The following is a 15,537-nucleotide window of genomic DNA, read 5'->3' as shown; positions in this document are numbered from 1 at the left end:
AACGTGTCACTTGAAGATCGCAACCGATGCCGGCAGCTTCCACTTTTCGATCAGCGACTTGTAGGTACCGTCGCTGACGACCTCGCTGAGAGCATCCTTGATGGACGTCTGCAGCGCCGTATCGCCCTTGCGTGTTGCCATGCCGATGCTGGTGTTGGACTCGAACTCTTCGCCGACCGTCTCGTAAACGCCGGGAACCTCGGTCTGCAGGACGACTGCACCCGGCGTTGAGTCAAACGTTGCGTCGGCGCGCCCCTGGCGCAACGTCAACGCGGAATCCTGTGCCGTCGGGAAGGTCAGGACCTTTACGCCTTCAAGGTTCTTCGCCTTGCAGCGCACATCGTCGGCACGCGCCTGGCTCTCCTGAATGCCGCCCAGCGTGACGGCGACGGTTTTACCGCACAGGCTATCGTCACGACCGGTGATCTTCTTCGGGTTGCCCGCCTGAACGATCACCATGTTGCCGATCTTCAGGTACGGAATGAAATCGACCTGCTCCGAGCGCGCCGGATTGATGTACATCGCCGAGTTGATGAGATCGATGCGACCGCCGATCAGGGCGGGAATAAGCCCCTTGAATTCCATGTTCATCGGCTTGGCCTGCGCCTTCAGCTTTGCCGAAAGCGCTGCGATCAGATCGATATCGAAGCCCGTAAGTTTGGCGTCTTTCTGAAACTCGAAAGGCGCAAACGTCGCGGCGACGCCATAGGTGATGGCCGTCGCCTCGACGAGCCCCGACTTGGGAAGCTCCGCCGCGGAAACCGCTTGAGCGAGCGTGAAGGACAATGCGAATGCGGCCACTGCAGATCGAAGCATGACGGTTCCCCTTATCTATTTATCAGGCTATGATTGCTCTGATTGACAACATCAGTACAATGCAAATTCAGGGCTAGTCAAGCATCAAAACCTAAAAAATCAGCACATCAAACAGATGGCTATTTTTTGAGCTTTATGTGCGTTTTTGAAGCATCTTTTGATCGAAAAATCCCTTGACGCGCCAGACAGTACACAACATCCATCGATACGATTTCTATTCTTACGGAAATTTGTGCGTGTTAACGCCAATCAAGGATTGCCAGAAATATCGATTATATCGTACTAGTGGTGTGTATTTAGTACAATTTACGGATATTCCGGTGACCAGCATTCCGCGGCAAGGTCGATATCGACTTGCAAATCAAATTCTTGACCTCGCCCGTGATGCGCGCTTTGAGCCGGGGCATCATATGCGTGAGCAACAGCTCGGCGATATGATCGGCGTATCGCGAACGCCGGTGCGCTCAGCGCTGCTGCTTCTTGCCGAGCGCGGCATTGTCGAGGCGCGCAAGAATCAGGGTTTTTTCCTCAAGGCTCTGCCGGAGGAATTGCAACGTATCGAAGTCGAGATTCCAACGACGGCTGATCAGGATCTTTATTCGCGTATCGTGGAGGAACGCCTGTCCGGCGCGCTTGCCGAAACCTTCACCCAATCAGACATTGCACGTCGCTTCGATGTCGACCGGATCCTGCTGCAGAAAACGCTCACCAATCTCGTCAATGACGGCCTTCTGGCACGCAACAGTGGCCGCGGCTGGACTTTCCTACCGACACTGGACACGCAGGTAGCCCTGCGCAACAGCTACGATTTTCGCAAGACGATAGAGCCTTCAGGTTTTCTGCTAAGCAGTTTCCGGCACGATCCGGCGGCGCTTGAGCGATCCCGGTTGCAGCATCTGTATCTGGAAGCGCATCCCGACATAGGCTCTGTCGATCCGCGCCAACTGTTCGAAACCGATGCAAATTTTCACGAGATGATCGCCGAATTCAGCGGCAATATATTCTTCCTGCAGGCGATTCAGCAGCAGAACCGGCTGCGCCGACTGCTGGAATTCGGCGGCTACACCAACCGCCGGCGGGTCAAGGACTGGTGCCGCGAGCACGTCGCCATCATAGAAGCGGTTGGTCTGGGGGAGCTTGAGCGCGCAGCGGAACTTATGGCGGCACATCTGAAAACGGCCCTGTCCGCCGCGCCTCAATACTCAGCAAAATGAGGCCAAAGCCTCAGCGGTTCGACATCGTGCGGGTTCAGAGCAACTGCCCGCCGGAGATATCGAAGGTCGTTCCGTTCGCCCACGCCAGATCATCGGAAAGAATGGCTGCGACCGCGCCACCGATATCGTCCGGCTGCCCGACACGACCAAGGGCGATGCCCTGAGCGACGTAGGCATTAACGCCTTCATTGTCGCGCACCGCTCCGCCGCCAAAGTCAGTCGCGATGGCTCCTGGTGAAATTGCGTTTACGCGGATCTGTCGTGCTCCAAGCTCGACTGCCAGGAAGCGGGTCAGCACCTCAATCCCGGCCTTTGCCGCCGCATAAAGACTGTATCCGGGGAGCGTGAAACGCGTGAAGCCCGAGGAAACGTTGAGGATACGTCCACCATCTTCAATGAGGGGCAACAGCTTCTGCGTGAGGAACACAGGCCCACGCAGGTGTGTCGCTATCAAGGATTCGAATTGTTCTTCCGTCGCTTCCGTGAAGTTGGCGAACAAACCGTTTCCGGCATTGTTGACGAGGAAGTCGAAGCGCTCACGGCCGAACTCCGCCACGAGAGCATTTGCCACCTGCCCCGCGAATGCAGCAAAGCTCGCCACATCAGTGACATCGAGCGCCAGCATCACAGCCTTGCCGCCCAGAGCTTCGATCTCGTGACGCAATGCCTCCGCTTCTGCCGAGCCGCTGCGATAGGTGCCGATGATATGGACACCACGTTTTGCGAGATGAAGCGCGATGTTACGGCCAAGGCCGCGGCTGGCGCCGGTAATAAGTGCGATCTGGTTGGTCATGGTTGGGTCCTTTCAAGTCATCCAATTGTGAGACGGCGACAAGAAGCGCCCTCTCCATGCCGCCAACCTACTTGATGACGCTTCTTCAAACCCACCTGATCCTCTCAACGTTTTGCCTGATTGTCTCAATCACTTTACGCATACGAACAACGATGCCATAATATCGAAATGACAGACGAGCTTCCTCAGCACATCGACATTGCACTTCGCCACGCATCTCCAGGTTTGGTCGTCACATCGATCCCGCGGCTGGAGCTCAGCATAGGACGGGCCACGACCGGCAAAGCACCATGTCTCTACCGTTCCATGATTTGCTTCATTCTGCAGGGGTCGAAGCACGTCGCGATTAACGACCAGCGTTTGTCCTACGATCCCTCACATTACCTGATCAGCGCGCTCGATTTGCCGCTAATCGGCCAAGTTATGGATGCGGGCGACGGCAAACCCTATATTGCCGTCTCGCTGATCCTCGATCCTGCGATCCTGGCGGACGTCGCGTCCACAATGCCGCAGGTCCGGGACGCCGATCCGCGCGGTGTCGGCATATCGATCAACCCGATGACCCCTGCGTTGCGCGATACCCTGCTGCGCCTGCTGTCGTTGCTCGATACCCCTGCCGACATTCCCGTTCTTGCTCCGATGGCTGAGCGGGAATTGCTCTATCGTCTCCTGCAAGGTCCGCAGGGTCGTCTATTGCGTCAGATTGCCCAGCCCGAGGGCCCACTGGATCGCATCAGGCGCGCGGTAGCCTGGATAAGGGACAACTACAACGCGCAGCTGCGGATTGAAGAGCTTTGCAATGCAAGCGGAATGAGTCGAGCAAGCCTGCATCGGCACTTTCTGGCCATGACTGGCCTTAGCCCTCTTCAATATCAAAAGCAGCTCCGATTACAGGAAGCACGCCAGTTATTGCTCGCAGGCGATCGCAACGCATCGGACGTCGCCTTCGCGGTGGGCTACGAGAGCCCGTCCCAGTTTAGCCGCGAGTATCTGCGGCAATTTGGTACGCCTCCCGCCCGGAGTGCTCGCCAGATAAGACAGTCCATTGGACACTCGGCAATGAGTTGATCTGGAGGAGTGCCGGCGGGGTAGCTGATTCGCACTGAAAGACCGAAATAAGCGCCCGACATCGTGTCGAGCGCTTCTTCTGTTTTGCTTGATGGAGCGGTGACCTAGCTGCGATCCAAACCAGTCGCGACTTGTTTGAACAAGCTGTCATCGCAGGCCGAAATTATGCGGCTGCCACGTTCTCCGCTACGGGATCATGGACACTGAGCCCTCCAGATTTCCTGAGAACCCAGGAAGCGACGATCGGAGCCAGAACCGCCGTTACCAGAACTGCCGTCGCGGTTTGCGCCGTTGCCGACTCGACGAATGGCAGAAAGCGCGGATCGGCGACGGCCACCGCCATCGGCACGGCCACGGCGTTTCCGGCAGTGGTGCCCGCGGCGAAACCGATACCGCTTTTGGGACCGCGACGCAGTATATGACGATATCCGAGATATGTGAGGCCGCCGGTGAACAGGACCACACCGACGCCGAGGAAAAGACCCTGCAACCCACCAGTAAGAACGGCGCCCAGGCTGATGCCGGTGCCCACGGCGAACGACATGAAGGGGATTGTAATGCTCGGCACACTATCGAGCACTCGAGTCCACTCGCGATCGACAGCGCCGACAAGCAAACCCAACGCAAACGGTACGATCGCTGCCACCAGAGCCATGACGGGGATCTGGCCAAGCCCCGAAGCCCCAAGGAAAATCATGGCGAGGAAGGGGCCATCATCGAAAGCGCTGGCAACGTAGGCGCCTGTGTCCCGTTCGTCTCCGTACTCACCGGCGAAAGCCAACCACAAGGCTCCATTGCTGTTCCCCATGATCGCAAGCAACGCCAGGATGGATATTCCCCAGAAGCCCTCCAGACCGAAGATCAGCCCCAGAATGACGGCGATCGCGGCGGGAATGAGCGTCTTGCAGACCAGCACCACGCCGGTGGTAGCGGCGGCCGCCTTGCCGCTGTGGCTTCCGGTAATCTGTGCACCGGTGGCAAAAATCAGCAAGCCTATGAGCGCCAGAGCGCCGTCCTTGAACAAGGCTTGGGTGAAGCCGCCAATCTTCAGCGCGTCCGGCGCAAACGAGTTGATGAGCACGCCCATAATGAGTGGAATGAGCATCATCCCCGCCGGGACTGCCTGCATGGTCTTGAAGAATGGAACTGATGAAGAGCCTTTTCTGAATTGCAGCTTTTCCATAAGGCATACTCCTTTTGCGCGCGATACCTCCCAGGTTACGCACGTCGATGAGTTGATCTTGAAACTTGGCTAGGTTTTCCGCCACTTGAGCGGATGCATGTCATCTAAAGTACCGGCCAACCGGGGAACCTTCTGAAAGGTCGGACGGCTGGCTCATCCGGGCAGCGGATGCCGACCTCTAGACCGGAAGCGCACCGGCTGCGAGAAAGCCGCCGTCTACGGGAATGACCGCGCCATTCACATAACCCGCCCCATCGGAAGCGAGGAAGGAAACCGCCGCCGCAATCTCGCTGGGCTTCCCATATCTTTTTGCGGGAATTGCTGCGGTGTATGTTGCCCGGAACTCCGCGGAATGCAGAACTTCCGTCAGCGGAGTATCCACTGGCCCTGGCGCAACGGCATTGCTGGTTATCCCATAGGTCGCCAGCTCAGCAGACATCTGCCGCGTGAGCCCGATGACCGCCGCCTTTGAAACACCATAAGCGGTTCGACCATGGCCCACGGCGCGTTCGCCCGCGACCGACGCAATGTTGATGATCCTGCCCCAGCGTGAGCTCTGCATTAATCTGGCGGCATGTTGACTGCACAGAAACGTGCCCGTGACGTTGATGTTGAGCGTCGCGGCCCAGTTGTCGTACGGAAAGTCGATGAACGGAAAGGTCTTTGCTATCCCGGCATTATTAACGAGGACATCGCAACGACCATACTCTCTCGCAACGACGTCGAAGGCGTTCGCGATCGAATCGGGGTTGCCGACATCCATCACGACGGACCGGGCTTTTAAATTTACCGCTCCAAGCTCGCTAGCAGCTTTATCTGCTGCCTCCTCGTTTATGTCGGCAATAATGACGGTGTATCCATCCGACGCAAGCTGATGAGCAATGGCGTAACCAATCCCCATTGCGGAACCCGTTACAAGGGCAACCCTCGTTTTCTTCTCTTGCGGCATGTCGTTCTCCTCCCAAAAGCCAAAAAATATGCGCCAACTCCGGCCGTGATCGCACAGGCTCACCCGCTCGCCAGGGGCCTAGGTCCGGCCGTTCCTTGCCGCGACGAAGTAATCGGCCGCTCCCACCTGCCCACCCTTCATTGCAATCTCAATCCCGTTCCTCGACGGGTCCGTGGAATGAGCCCGGCACAAGGGACCGCCCGGAGCGAGCTTCGCCACACTGGTCAACGCGTCAATTTTCAGGTGCAATGCGGCGTGGCTCGAAGTGTCGCCTCCAGACAGCACCACCCGAGTAAGGCCGGTTTCCGTGATCAGCCTATCCAATATCTGGCCAAGGCTGCTGCCAATGAGATCATTCACCGCTTCGGCGGTTTTCCGATCGCTGTAGAATTTCTCCCTGAACTGCCGCACTGCCGGGTCGTCAGGCCCTCTCGCCGTGAACACCAGCGGATCCCGGCCGGCGGACAACACAGCCTTTGACTTGTCCACCGCCTGGTTGATTTCCGCGTTCCATGCATTCCGGTCGGACACCCGGTCCAAATCGAGCCGTATTGCTTCATAACCATGCGACGTTGCGTGCTCGATCTGTGTAGCGGTCATGGGGGAAACGGAACCAGAGACCACCGCAATCCGGTCAACGGCCCGGATCGACGTTTCGACAGGCGGATCCGTCAAGAGTCCTTCCGAACGCCAGTAAGATGCAAGAGCCGCTTGAACGCCCTGGGATCCTATGACGAATTTTTGCGCCTTCCCCATGGTCCAGATGGCTTGCCCTGCGGCGCGCAGTGTCTCCACATCGAGCAAATCGATCGAGTAAATTTGCGAGTTTTCCGGAAGCTCCCAATTCGCGGGGTCATCGGCATCCCGCCTTAACTGGTGCATGTCGATGTTCGACACCGGCAAGTTTGTCTGGGAAGCCAGATGGCGCGCCAGATCCGATTCCCGCATAGGTGTTGATGGATGTTCTGCCATCGTTGGATGGCGATCCAACCGATAATAAACGCCATCGGCCTGAGCAAAGAGATTTCCAAAAATCTGCACTCGCCCCATTCCAAGATCCCCCACCAACATCGGTATCGGACCGGGGAACAGCTTTGCACCTATATCGGCGGCCCTTCCGATGGAGCCGATATGCGGGGCAGAGTCAAAGGTTGAGCAGACTTTATACTGTATGACGGGTGCGCCAGTCTGCGCCAGTCGTTCGAAGATGGCCGGCAAGTGAGCGTCCATCCAGGACGGGCTCTTTGATCGTGCAATGCCAGCAATACCGATGCAGCGATAGTCGGGAAACTCGGCGAGGCGTTCCGCTGAAGGAACCCCCAGAAAGAGCACCGTCTTGATCCCCTGCCAGGCGAATGCTTCCATCGACGCGGACGATCCCGTAAAGTCATCGCCATAAAAGGACACCAGGGGGCCTGGCGGGAGTGGTGAAATGGCGCGCTTCATGCTCGCATTTCCATAGCAAGCTTGAGTTCGTCGCTCCGTCTGGCGGCAGACTCCAGGCTTTCTCCAGTGATGGCTGCCTGATAAGCATCTCGAAGAGCTTGAACGCCTGCCGCAGGTCCTTTCGGATGAGCGACGATCCCTCCTCCCGCAGTTACGATCAAGTCCTCCGACTGCAACCCCGCATATGTGCCATGGGCCTGACGCGCGGTCTGACCGCTCGAGAAAACCGGCACGGCCAGACATGGCTTGTCGGCGGACATTGGTGTCAGGCATTCGCGCGCCGACCGAAGTACGGAGTCATTGTCTTCTGAAAACTTGTTGTCGATGCCGTTGACGTGCATATGGTCGGCGCCAGCGAGGCGCCAGATCTTTTGCCACGCTATGTAAGACCAGCCGAGCGAAGGATGCCGGCTCAGATAGCCCCATCCATTTCGATGCGCGTGGATGGGAAGCTCACTGCTCGACCTTAGATCCAGAAAGCCCGCAAGGCCCACCGAGTTCAGGCTTACCATCATGCATGTCGCACCGGCCGCCACGAGTTTGTCGTGACGATGACGCATCTCATCCATATCACCGGTAAGGTTGAACGCATACATGACCTTCTTGCCGGTTCGGTCAGCAGCATTATTGATTACACGCATGACACTATCGACGCGGGCGTCAAAGGGGCAGATCGTGGAGTCGCTCTGAAGCTCGTCATCCTTGATGAAGTCGATGCCACCATCCACGAGTTCCTTCACAAGTGAAGCGGTCTGCTCGGCGGTCAGGCCGACACTTGGCTTGACGATGGTCCCGATGAGCGGTCCTTTGGCAACGCCACTTAGGTCTCGCGTACCCGCGATCCCGAAGGCCGGGCCTTTGTATTTCTGGAAGAAGGGAGGCGGAAGCCTTATGTCGGTGATGCGAAGTCCAGTGACGCAGGCGAGTTCAAACAGATTTCCGGCGACCGTTGCGATCACGTTGGGAAGCGAGGTTCCGACGGTCTCACAGGGCCAGGAAAGGGTCATTTCGACACGATGCAACGACATGGTCTCGTTCGCCGCATAACGCCCTTCGAGAGCGGGGGTGCCGTTGTACGTGGCGATCGGCTCCAGACGTTCCACCCTTGCTGCCGATCGAGCTTTCAACTCGGGCGTTTCGCCTGGCACCGCGACAAACGTGCCGCTCGACTGTTCGCCGGCAATGATTGCCGCTGCCTGCTCCGGCGGCAGATATGTTTCGAGGACGTAATCGGCCTCGATGCGTGTTGGACTTGTCAAGATGTCTCCTCCTCGACCGGGAAGCAGCGGACCCTCCTCCGCACTTCCTTGATCAGTATCGTCAAAATATAGGCCTCGAGCGAAAAAAACATGCATAATGCGCGCATGATGATGTGAGTTTTACTCACAGGTGGAAGATCATAAGCGAGTTAGAACATGATGATTGACGCGATTTTACGAGGATTTTTGCATGAAAAAGCGGCTCTGCAATATTTTCGGGCTGGACGCTCTGCATTAAAATGACATGACTGTCGCAGGCCGAAGGGCAGACCTGCGGCTAAACCGGAGGGCTTTCATGTCGTATTCAAATCTTCCATTGCATGCGTTGCGGGCGTTTGAGGCGACGGCGCGGTTGGGAAGCATGACCAAGGCGGCTCGGGAGCTGGAGGTAAGCCACGGGGCCATAAGCCGTCATATCCGCGAATTGGAGCGGCTGTACGGTACAAGACTGCTCGAGCGCCTTTCCAAGTCATCAGAGCCGACACCCGCCGGGGCCGAGATGGCGCAAAGTCTAAGTGAGGGATTTCGCACCCTGAACCTCGCAGTGGCGCGTCTGTCCGTTGGTCCGCTCACCCTGTCCTGCTCCGCAACCATCATGCAACACTGGTTGATCCCGAAACTCCCTGATTTTCGAATGCAGCATCCCAACGTCCAGTTTCGTCTTAACGTGAATTACGGAGAGGTCGATTTCGCAAAGGACGGCATCAGCGTTGCGATACGAAACACCATGTATACTCCTCCCGACGATGTGGTGATTGTGGACATGATCGCAGAGGAAATCGGACCGGTCTGTAGTCCCGAATACCTCTCACGGAACCAGTTGCGATCATCGAACGATCTGAAATCGGCAAGAATACTGGGAACAGCCACACGGAAAGGCGCTTGGGCGGAGTGGCTCGTGGCCTTTGGGGAAGACACGCCTGAGATCGAGATCAGCGAAGAGTATGAGCATTTCTATCTCATGCTTCAAGCCGCGGCCTTCGGTGCGGGGGTTGCGATCGCACCAAGATATCTCGTTCAAAGAGAGATTTCAGCCGGACTGCTCGTTGCTCCGTTCGGGTTTGTCCTTGGACCCCACAAATTGCAATTATGGATCGCCCATCATCTGAGGCTCAACCACGAGGTCAAAGCTTTGGCGAGATGGATTGAGGCGAAAATGATGGAAGCGCTATAGCCGTGCAGGAAGGGAGCTCGCACTTATTCGTCTCGAAGGACGGAATGCTCCCCCTCTGCTCTTGATGCAAATTAGAGTGTACACCCCAACAGATTTCAATTTTCAGCGAGATGTCGACCCTTCGACATGATGGACATGCCGCGAAACGGCGACCATAGTGCCCCAAAAGAGCAGCATGCCCGTCTCACATTAACGGGTTGCGCCGCTCTGGAGGATAAGGCCATGAAGATGAGATTTCTCGGTGAGGCTGTTCTCGCCTTAGTATTTTCCACCGCAATCGCCTCCGCGCAGCAGGCGTCTGACACGGTGGCGCCCGAGAAAGCGACCGACGTTGCGACAGCCAGACGTGTCGAGTCAAAAAGCTTCATGGTCGCAGCGGCCAATCCGCTGGCGGCCGAGGCGGGGCGCGACGTGATCGCCGCGGGCGGCAACGCCATCGATGCGATGGTGGCGGTGCAGACCGTGCTGGGCCTCGTTGAACCGCAGAGTTCCGGGCTCGGCGGCGGTGCCTTCCTCGTCTATTACAATGCGAAAACCGGCAAGCTGACGACGTTGGACGGCCGGGAGACGGCGCCGATGGAGGCCACGCCAAAGCTGTTCCTGGACGACAAAGGTCAGCCGCTCAAATTCATGGACGCAGTAATCGGCGGCCGCTCCGTTGGTACGCCGGGAACGGTGCGACTTATGGATGAGGCCCATAAACGCTATGGAAAGGCGGAGTGGGCAAATCTGCTCAAGCCGGCGGAAAAGCTGGCAACCGAGGGCTTCAAAGTGTCGCCGCGCCTCGCCTCCCTCATCGCGTCCGAAGGCGACCGGTTGAAGAAATATCCAGAGGCCCGGTCCTATTTTTTTGACACCTCCGGCGCAGCCCTGCAGACCGGTGCCCTGTTGAAAAACCCTGACTATGCCGAGACGCTTTCGGCCCTCGCCAAAGGCGGCGCAGACGCCTTTTACAAGGGGAGAATTGCCGAAGCGCTCGTTAAGACTGTGCGCGAGGCCACCGACAATCCCGGCGTGCTGTCGCTTTCCGATCTTTCCAACTATCGCGTCATCGAGCGCGAGCCTGTCTGCTTCATCTATCGTGCGCTTGACGTTTGCGGCATGGGACCGCCATCGTCGGGCGCCATCGCCATCGGCCAGATGCTCGGCATGGCGGAGAATTTTGATCTCAAGTCACTGGGGCCGAAAAATGTCGAAAGCTGGCGCATTATCGGCGATGCGCAACGTCTCGCCTTCGCCGACCGCGAGCGTTACGTCGCTGACACCGGTTTCGTGCCGCTACCGGCCAAGGGCCTGCTGGACAAGACCTATCTGGGCGAGAGAGCAAAGCTGCTCGACGGCGACAAGGCACTGGCCAAGGATGCCGTCAAGGCCGGCGAGCCGGAATGGGACCACGCGCTGCTTTTCGGCCGGGATGCCGCGCTCGAATTGCCCTCTACCAGCCATTTCGTCATTGTCGACAGAGAAGGCAACGTGGTCTCGATGACGACGACGATCGAAAACGGCTTCGGTTCGCGTCTGATGACGAACGGATTCCTGCTCAATAACGAGTTGACGGATTTTTCCTTCAAGACCCATGACGGCGGCTTGCCGATCGCCAACCGCGTCGAACCCGGCAAACGGCCGCGCTCCTCCATGGCGCCGACCATCGTGATGAAGGATGGCAAGCCACTGCTCGCCATTGGTTCACCCGGCGGTAGCCAGATCATCGGCTACGTGGCGCAGGCGCTGATCGCCTATATTGACTGGGGCATGCCGGTTGAGGCGATCGTCGCCCAGCCGCATCTCATCAACCGGTTCGGCATCTACGACATCGAGGCCGGCACCAGCGCGGAAGAACTGGCCGGGCCGCTGAAGGCGCTGGGTTACGAGGTGAAACCGGGTGAGATGAATTCCGGTTTGCATGCCATCGAAATAACTGCCCAAGGTTTGGCCGGCAGCGCCGATCCACGACGCGAGGGGGCGGTTACAGGGGGCGGGATCTGAAACTTCGGCTCCAAGGCTTTAACCCTGAAGGCGACTATCCATGCATTCCGACCGCTCGGTCCACAGGCCGCTTACGGACTGCATAACCTGGCAAGCTGCGGATCGCTTCCGGCGCAATTTGGTCCGGCTGCGACCGAACGGCAACAAGCGATCCAACTTACGCCAATCAAAAGTTGCATAAATGATTGACTCTTTGAACCGCGTGGGCGAGCTTCGGTCAGAAAATGACGGGGAACATAACAAATCATCATGTCGCCAGATCGCTTCAACGAATGCCTGCGGGTGATCCGCTGGACGCCAATCAATATTGCCTCTGCCTTGCAATGCGAGCTCTCATGGATCGAAGCGCTGGAGACCGGCAATGAAGCCGTTCCTGAGGGGCTGGCAACATGGCTGGAGACGCTGGCACAAGCCCATGAAGCCCTGCCGCCGCCCACGACCTACCGGGGAAAACGGTCGTCGTTCTGACGCGGGCAACAGCTGAAAACCTTCACCAACAATCGGATCATACCCATGAAATCTCTTATCGCAGCCCTTGGCCTCATCGCCTTCTCAAGCCCTGCCTTCGCGGCGTCCTGCGAGAAAAACTTCACCGTTTCGGGCGTGCCAATGGTGACGGCCGTCTCTTACAAATCCTGGCAGGAACTGCCGAAAGCCAAGGCACCCGCGGTGCTTCAAAAGCTTGCCCAGGCCGTCGCAGCGGAAGGTTTCTCCGGCATCCAGATCAACAAGGCACTTTCGTCGATCGATGCCCATCAGGAAACCAGCGGTAGCGGCAGAATCCAGACGTTGCGGGTGGTCGCGCGGCAGAAGGGCAATGCTGTCCGGATCGACGCCGTTTTCAATATCCAGGCAGGACAGATCGCCGACAAGAACGTTATTCGCGAGGGCATCTGCAATATCATGAAGGGCGTGTAAGGCGCTGCTCAACCCCATCTGACGTCGGTGGCATGATGCCTTTTATGCACCAGGGCACGTCTTTGCGTTGGCCAAAGGCACTCGCTGGCCCCTTCTCGCAGACCGAACACGACAGCGCTAGAACAGCCCTGTCGCAAAAGGCAGACTTGGTTTGGCAAGCCCAAGTCCTTCTGGTAACGGAAGCTCTGGTCTTTGGCCTCTGGTCGGAGATTCCCACGACGAACGAAGGATTGCTTTGTGCATCCATCTGTTCGTCCGTGTGGGTCTCAGCTTGGAGAAAGGCTCCGGTCGAACATCGACTTGAAGGAGCCCGACCGTGCATACACCCCTATTTATCTTCATGACGTGCTGATTAAAGCCAATCGAGAGCCTTCGCTGCACGAATGGCTTCGGAACGCCGCTTGCAATCAAGCTTACGGAAAAGGTTGCCCAAGTGAAACTTTACCGTCACTTCCGAGATGTTCAGCGTCTGGGCGATCTTCTTGTTCGACATACCGCTGGCAAGCAGCTGCAGCATCTGCGCTTCCCGCTGGGAAAGCCCGCCATGCAGGGCGCGTGCCTGCGGGGAGTTTACCGAGTCGGCGAATATCGACAGCGCGGTACGGACATCGGAAGAGGTCTCGATGAAACTGCGGATGCGACGGTTGTTCAAAAGCGGTGACAGGAAGATACGCTCCTCCGACAATACACCTCTGCAGCCAAGGCGGGTCGCAGATTCAAGGGCTGTGAGGATATGCGCGCGGGCAGCGGCATTGTCGCGGCGCTGATGCGCGGCATAGCTCTGCCATATCCTGAGCGCGACTTTTTCCCGGTTGGTAACTTTGGGGTTGGCGATCATCGCGTCTATCTGGCGAGAGAGATAGGCGCGCGGCGTGAAAAGATGCACGGCGTCACGCAGCCACGCCATGACGTAGGCGATTTCGTCTCGGCGCGCGAGCCTTGAAAGGTCCTCATGCGCGCTTTCCACCCAGTTGCGGCCCATCGGCATGCGGATTGCCGAAAGAGTGGCGGCAGCATCCGCCCAGCGATTGGCATTCTGGTAGGCGATCGCCGTCCTGATCTCCATCATCGCATGGAATTGAAGGCCTTCCGACAGGTGGATCCAGAGACCATCCAGAAAACCCGCACGAACGGTCATCGGAAAATGGTCGATGAGCACCTGCGAGGCGTAAAACAACGCAAATTGCATCAGGCTTGGCCAGATTTCGGCGGCGGCGAAGTGATCGAATTCGTGCTCAACGAAATGCAGCAGATCGCGCGGCTTTCCCGCTTCATAGGCGAGACAGGCTTCTGCAAGCCGCAACATCCGGAACTCCTGCGCGGCATCATGCGGCACCTGTTCCAGCCTTGCGCGAGCATCCTGCGCCGCCCGGCGCGCCAGAAGCACGTCACCGCTCATCATCCGCAGCACGATCTGATGCAGATGGATGAAGAATTCAAGCAGGGGCTGCCCACCCATCTTGCGCAGATAGATGAGGGCGCGGGCGGCAGCCGCCTCCGCCTCGCGAAAATTGCGGCGGCGGATTTCGAATTCAAGCAACGCATTGTAGTAGGACGCCCACTTGCCATGATCGTCCAACGGATAATCGGCCATGAACTCGCCGAGGCGCGTTATCATCGCGTCATTGGGCGTCAGGTCCTCGGCGATCATCAGGTTCAGCCGGAAGGTTCGGGCAGCGAAGGAAAACCTTGAGTCCCGGGCAAGCACCTTCAGCGGATCGAGATAGTCCGATCCAAGGCTTTTGCCGACCAGATGTCGCACGCGCTGCAACTCGCCCTGTTTCAGCAGGGCGCGGGTCACAGCGAAAAGCACGGTTTCATTCGTTGCAATCATGTCCTGTGAGAACCGCATGATGATCTCGCGAAACCTGTCGATGCTGCTTCGGTAGATCAGTTCACGGCCGTGGGCGCGTTCAAGCATTTGTGCGGCGTGGGTCTCATAACCCCGGTCGAGCAGTATCGCCATTGCCGCGAGCGAGTTCCCTGCCCTTTCAAAAGCGGACGCGACCTCCACCACGGCGCTGCCAGCCTGCAAGGTGGCGAGGCGGTCCCGTGCCGCCAGGGTCAAAAGCCGTATGAGCGTGGGATGTTGTTCGGGGCGTCCGGTAAGGAAAGGAGGGAGCAATTCCCTCCACCCCGCCTTGGGTTCCGCAGACGGATTTTCGAGCCAGAAGCAAAGCTCGACTGTCTGAGCAGGAGAAAGATGCGGCAGATAGTTCTCCCGCAGATACTCTGCGCACAGTGTGTCGTCCGGGTGCCGGGCCAACGCCAGGAAGGCTGGCCATCCCGCAAAATCTTCAAGAGCAATACGTCGCTGTTCAGCTGGGAGGCTTTCGGCTTCATCGTTCCCCAGCGCCAGTTCATCCGGCCCGATGGTGCGCGATCCGCGATGCAGGATTTGTCGCGCCAGCCCGCTGATCCGTTGATCGGGACGGCAGGCGATGACCACAAAACGCACCGATTCCAGAATGCCGGCAGGCATGCGCACTGCCCGCGCAAAAACCGGGACGTCCCAAAGAAGGCAGCCGTCGACCACCTCGTCGCTTCGCGGCTGGTGGGTGTGGCATATGGTGGCGCCCAACTCTTTCGCGAGCATCTCCAGCAGCACACTTTTTCCCGCTCCCGCCGGGGCACGCAGAAAAATGACACCGGCGGTTTCGCGGGCGATATGACGGCAAAGGCGGGCTCGGGGCAAAAGCATCATTCGCGAGGGATAAGAGATTTAAGCACC

The 15,537-nt window shown here is 58.0% G+C and carries 13 protein-coding genes; 6 read left to right on the top strand and 7 right to left on the bottom strand.

All coding sequences use genetic code 11. The features are described 5' to 3' along the window. Positions 1–6 precede the first annotated feature (6 nt). On the bottom strand, positions 7–816 hold the full coding sequence (locus tag CFBP5499_RS24975; RefSeq protein WP_080827649.1) for an ABC transporter substrate-binding protein: 810 nt from the start codon (positions 814–816) through the stop codon (positions 7–9). A 320-nt stretch (positions 817–1,136) separates the two neighbouring features. Between CFBP5499_RS24975 and CFBP5499_RS24970 the strand changes: the two genes are divergently transcribed. Further along, positions 1,137–2,030 (top strand): GntR family transcriptional regulator, encoded by an 894-nt coding sequence (locus tag CFBP5499_RS24970; protein ID WP_080827650.1) that lies wholly within the window; start codon positions 1,137–1,139, stop codon positions 2,028–2,030. Positions 2,031–2,064: 34 nt separating this feature from the next. On the opposite strand, the gene CFBP5499_RS24965 is transcribed toward CFBP5499_RS24970, so the two are convergent. Further along, complete coding sequence (locus tag CFBP5499_RS24965) at positions 2,065–2,823, bottom strand: SDR family NAD(P)-dependent oxidoreductase (protein WP_080827651.1); 759 nt, start codon at positions 2,821–2,823, stop codon at positions 2,065–2,067. Between the two features lie 168 nt (positions 2,824–2,991). Between CFBP5499_RS24965 and CFBP5499_RS24960 the strand changes: the two genes are divergently transcribed. Beyond that, positions 2,992–3,891 carry an AraC family transcriptional regulator gene (locus tag CFBP5499_RS24960; protein ID WP_080827652.1) on the top strand — a complete coding sequence of 300 codons (900 nt, stop codon included), beginning with the start codon at positions 2,992–2,994 and terminating at the stop codon, positions 3,889–3,891. Between the two features lie 163 nt (positions 3,892–4,054). Here CFBP5499_RS24960 and CFBP5499_RS24955 read toward each other — a convergent pair whose 3' ends face one another. The 4 genes from CFBP5499_RS24955 to CFBP5499_RS24940 form a co-directional block, all read right to left on the bottom strand. Further along, entirely contained in the window at positions 4,055–5,074 is a 1,020-nt protein-coding gene (locus CFBP5499_RS24955; protein ID WP_080827653.1) for a 2-keto-3-deoxygluconate permease, read from the bottom strand. Between the two features lie 178 nt (positions 5,075–5,252). Further along, the gene (locus tag CFBP5499_RS24950; RefSeq protein WP_080827654.1) at positions 5,253–6,023 is read right to left on the bottom strand and encodes an SDR family NAD(P)-dependent oxidoreductase; all 771 of its coding nucleotides are present in this window, start codon (positions 6,021–6,023) and stop codon (positions 5,253–5,255) included. Positions 6,024–6,101: 78 nt separating this feature from the next. After that, on the bottom strand, positions 6,102–7,469 hold the full coding sequence (locus CFBP5499_RS24945; protein ID WP_080827655.1) for a four-carbon acid sugar kinase family protein: 1,368 nt from the start codon (positions 7,467–7,469) through the stop codon (positions 6,102–6,104). Next, positions 7,466–8,728, bottom strand: a complete 1,263-nt coding sequence (locus CFBP5499_RS24940; protein WP_080827656.1) for a ribulose-bisphosphate carboxylase large subunit family protein — start codon at positions 8,726–8,728, stop codon at positions 7,466–7,468. Before CFBP5499_RS24940 ends, CFBP5499_RS24945 begins: the two co-directional genes overlap by 4 nt. A gap of 295 nt (positions 8,729–9,023) precedes the next feature. Between CFBP5499_RS24940 and CFBP5499_RS24935 the strand changes: the two genes are divergently transcribed. The 4 genes from CFBP5499_RS24935 (at position 9,024) to CFBP5499_RS24920 (ending at position 12,806) form a co-directional block, all read left to right on the top strand. Beyond that, entirely contained in the window at positions 9,024–9,902 is an 879-nt protein-coding gene (locus CFBP5499_RS24935; RefSeq protein WP_080827657.1) for a LysR substrate-binding domain-containing protein, read from the top strand. 222 nt (positions 9,903–10,124) lie between these two features. Continuing rightward, the gene (gene ggt, locus CFBP5499_RS24930; RefSeq protein ID WP_080827658.1) at positions 10,125–11,888 is read left to right on the top strand and encodes a gamma-glutamyltransferase; all 1,764 of its coding nucleotides are present in this window, start codon (positions 10,125–10,127) and stop codon (positions 11,886–11,888) included. A gap of 249 nt (positions 11,889–12,137) precedes the next feature. Further along, entirely contained in the window at positions 12,138–12,356 is a 219-nt protein-coding gene (locus CFBP5499_RS24925; RefSeq protein ID WP_080827659.1) for a hypothetical protein, read from the top strand. A 45-nt stretch (positions 12,357–12,401) separates the two neighbouring features. Then, positions 12,402–12,806, top strand: coding sequence for a hypothetical protein (locus CFBP5499_RS24920; RefSeq protein WP_080827660.1), 405 nt, complete (start codon positions 12,402–12,404; stop codon positions 12,804–12,806). Between the two features lie 352 nt (positions 12,807–13,158). On the opposite strand, the gene CFBP5499_RS24915 is transcribed toward CFBP5499_RS24920, so the two are convergent. Beyond that, positions 13,159–15,510 carry a helix-turn-helix transcriptional regulator gene (locus CFBP5499_RS24915; RefSeq protein WP_175416888.1) on the bottom strand — a complete coding sequence of 784 codons (2,352 nt, stop codon included), beginning with the start codon at positions 15,508–15,510 and terminating at the stop codon, positions 13,159–13,161. Positions 15,511–15,537: the final 27 nt, after the last annotated feature.

The sequence above is a fragment of the Agrobacterium tumefaciens genome, assembly GCF_005221325.1.
Taxonomy (GTDB): Bacteria; Pseudomonadota; Alphaproteobacteria; order Rhizobiales; family Rhizobiaceae; genus Agrobacterium.
The sequence above is the reverse complement of the archived record's forward strand: the minus strand, read 5'-3'. Positions and strand labels throughout refer to the sequence as shown.

Excerpts from the sequence above, each read along its gene's own strand:
- CFBP5499_RS24935 (WP_080827657.1), top strand. The coding sequence starts at position 9,024 with ATGTCGTATTCAAATCTTCCATTGCATGCGTTGCGGGCGTTTGAGGCG.
- CFBP5499_RS24925 (WP_080827659.1), top strand. The coding sequence starts at position 12,138 with ATGTCGCCAGATCGCTTCAACGAATGCCTGCGGGTGATCCGCTGGACG.
- CFBP5499_RS24920 (WP_080827660.1), top strand. The coding sequence starts at position 12,402 with ATGAAATCTCTTATCGCAGCCCTTGGCCTCATCGCCTTCTCAAGCCCT.
- CFBP5499_RS24950 (WP_080827654.1), bottom strand. The coding sequence starts at position 6,023 with ATGCCGCAAGAGAAGAAAACGAGGGTTGCCCTTGTAACGGGTTCCGCA.
- CFBP5499_RS24975 (WP_080827649.1), bottom strand. The coding sequence starts at position 816 with ATGCTTCGATCTGCAGTGGCCGCATTCGCATTGTCCTTCACGCTCGCT.
- CFBP5499_RS24960 (WP_080827652.1), top strand. The coding sequence starts at position 2,992 with ATGACAGACGAGCTTCCTCAGCACATCGACATTGCACTTCGCCACGCA.
- CFBP5499_RS24965 (WP_080827651.1), bottom strand. The coding sequence starts at position 2,823 with ATGACCAACCAGATCGCACTTATTACCGGCGCCAGCCGCGGCCTTGGC.
- CFBP5499_RS24955 (WP_080827653.1), bottom strand. The coding sequence starts at position 5,074 with ATGGAAAAGCTGCAATTCAGAAAAGGCTCTTCATCAGTTCCATTCTTC.
- CFBP5499_RS24945 (WP_080827655.1), bottom strand. The coding sequence starts at position 7,469 with ATGAAGCGCGCCATTTCACCACTCCCGCCAGGCCCCCTGGTGTCCTTT.
- CFBP5499_RS24915 (WP_175416888.1), bottom strand. The coding sequence starts at position 15,510 with ATGATGCTTTTGCCCCGAGCCCGCCTTTGCCGTCATATCGCCCGCGAA.
- ggt (WP_080827658.1), top strand. The coding sequence starts at position 10,125 with ATGAAGATGAGATTTCTCGGTGAGGCTGTTCTCGCCTTAGTATTTTCC.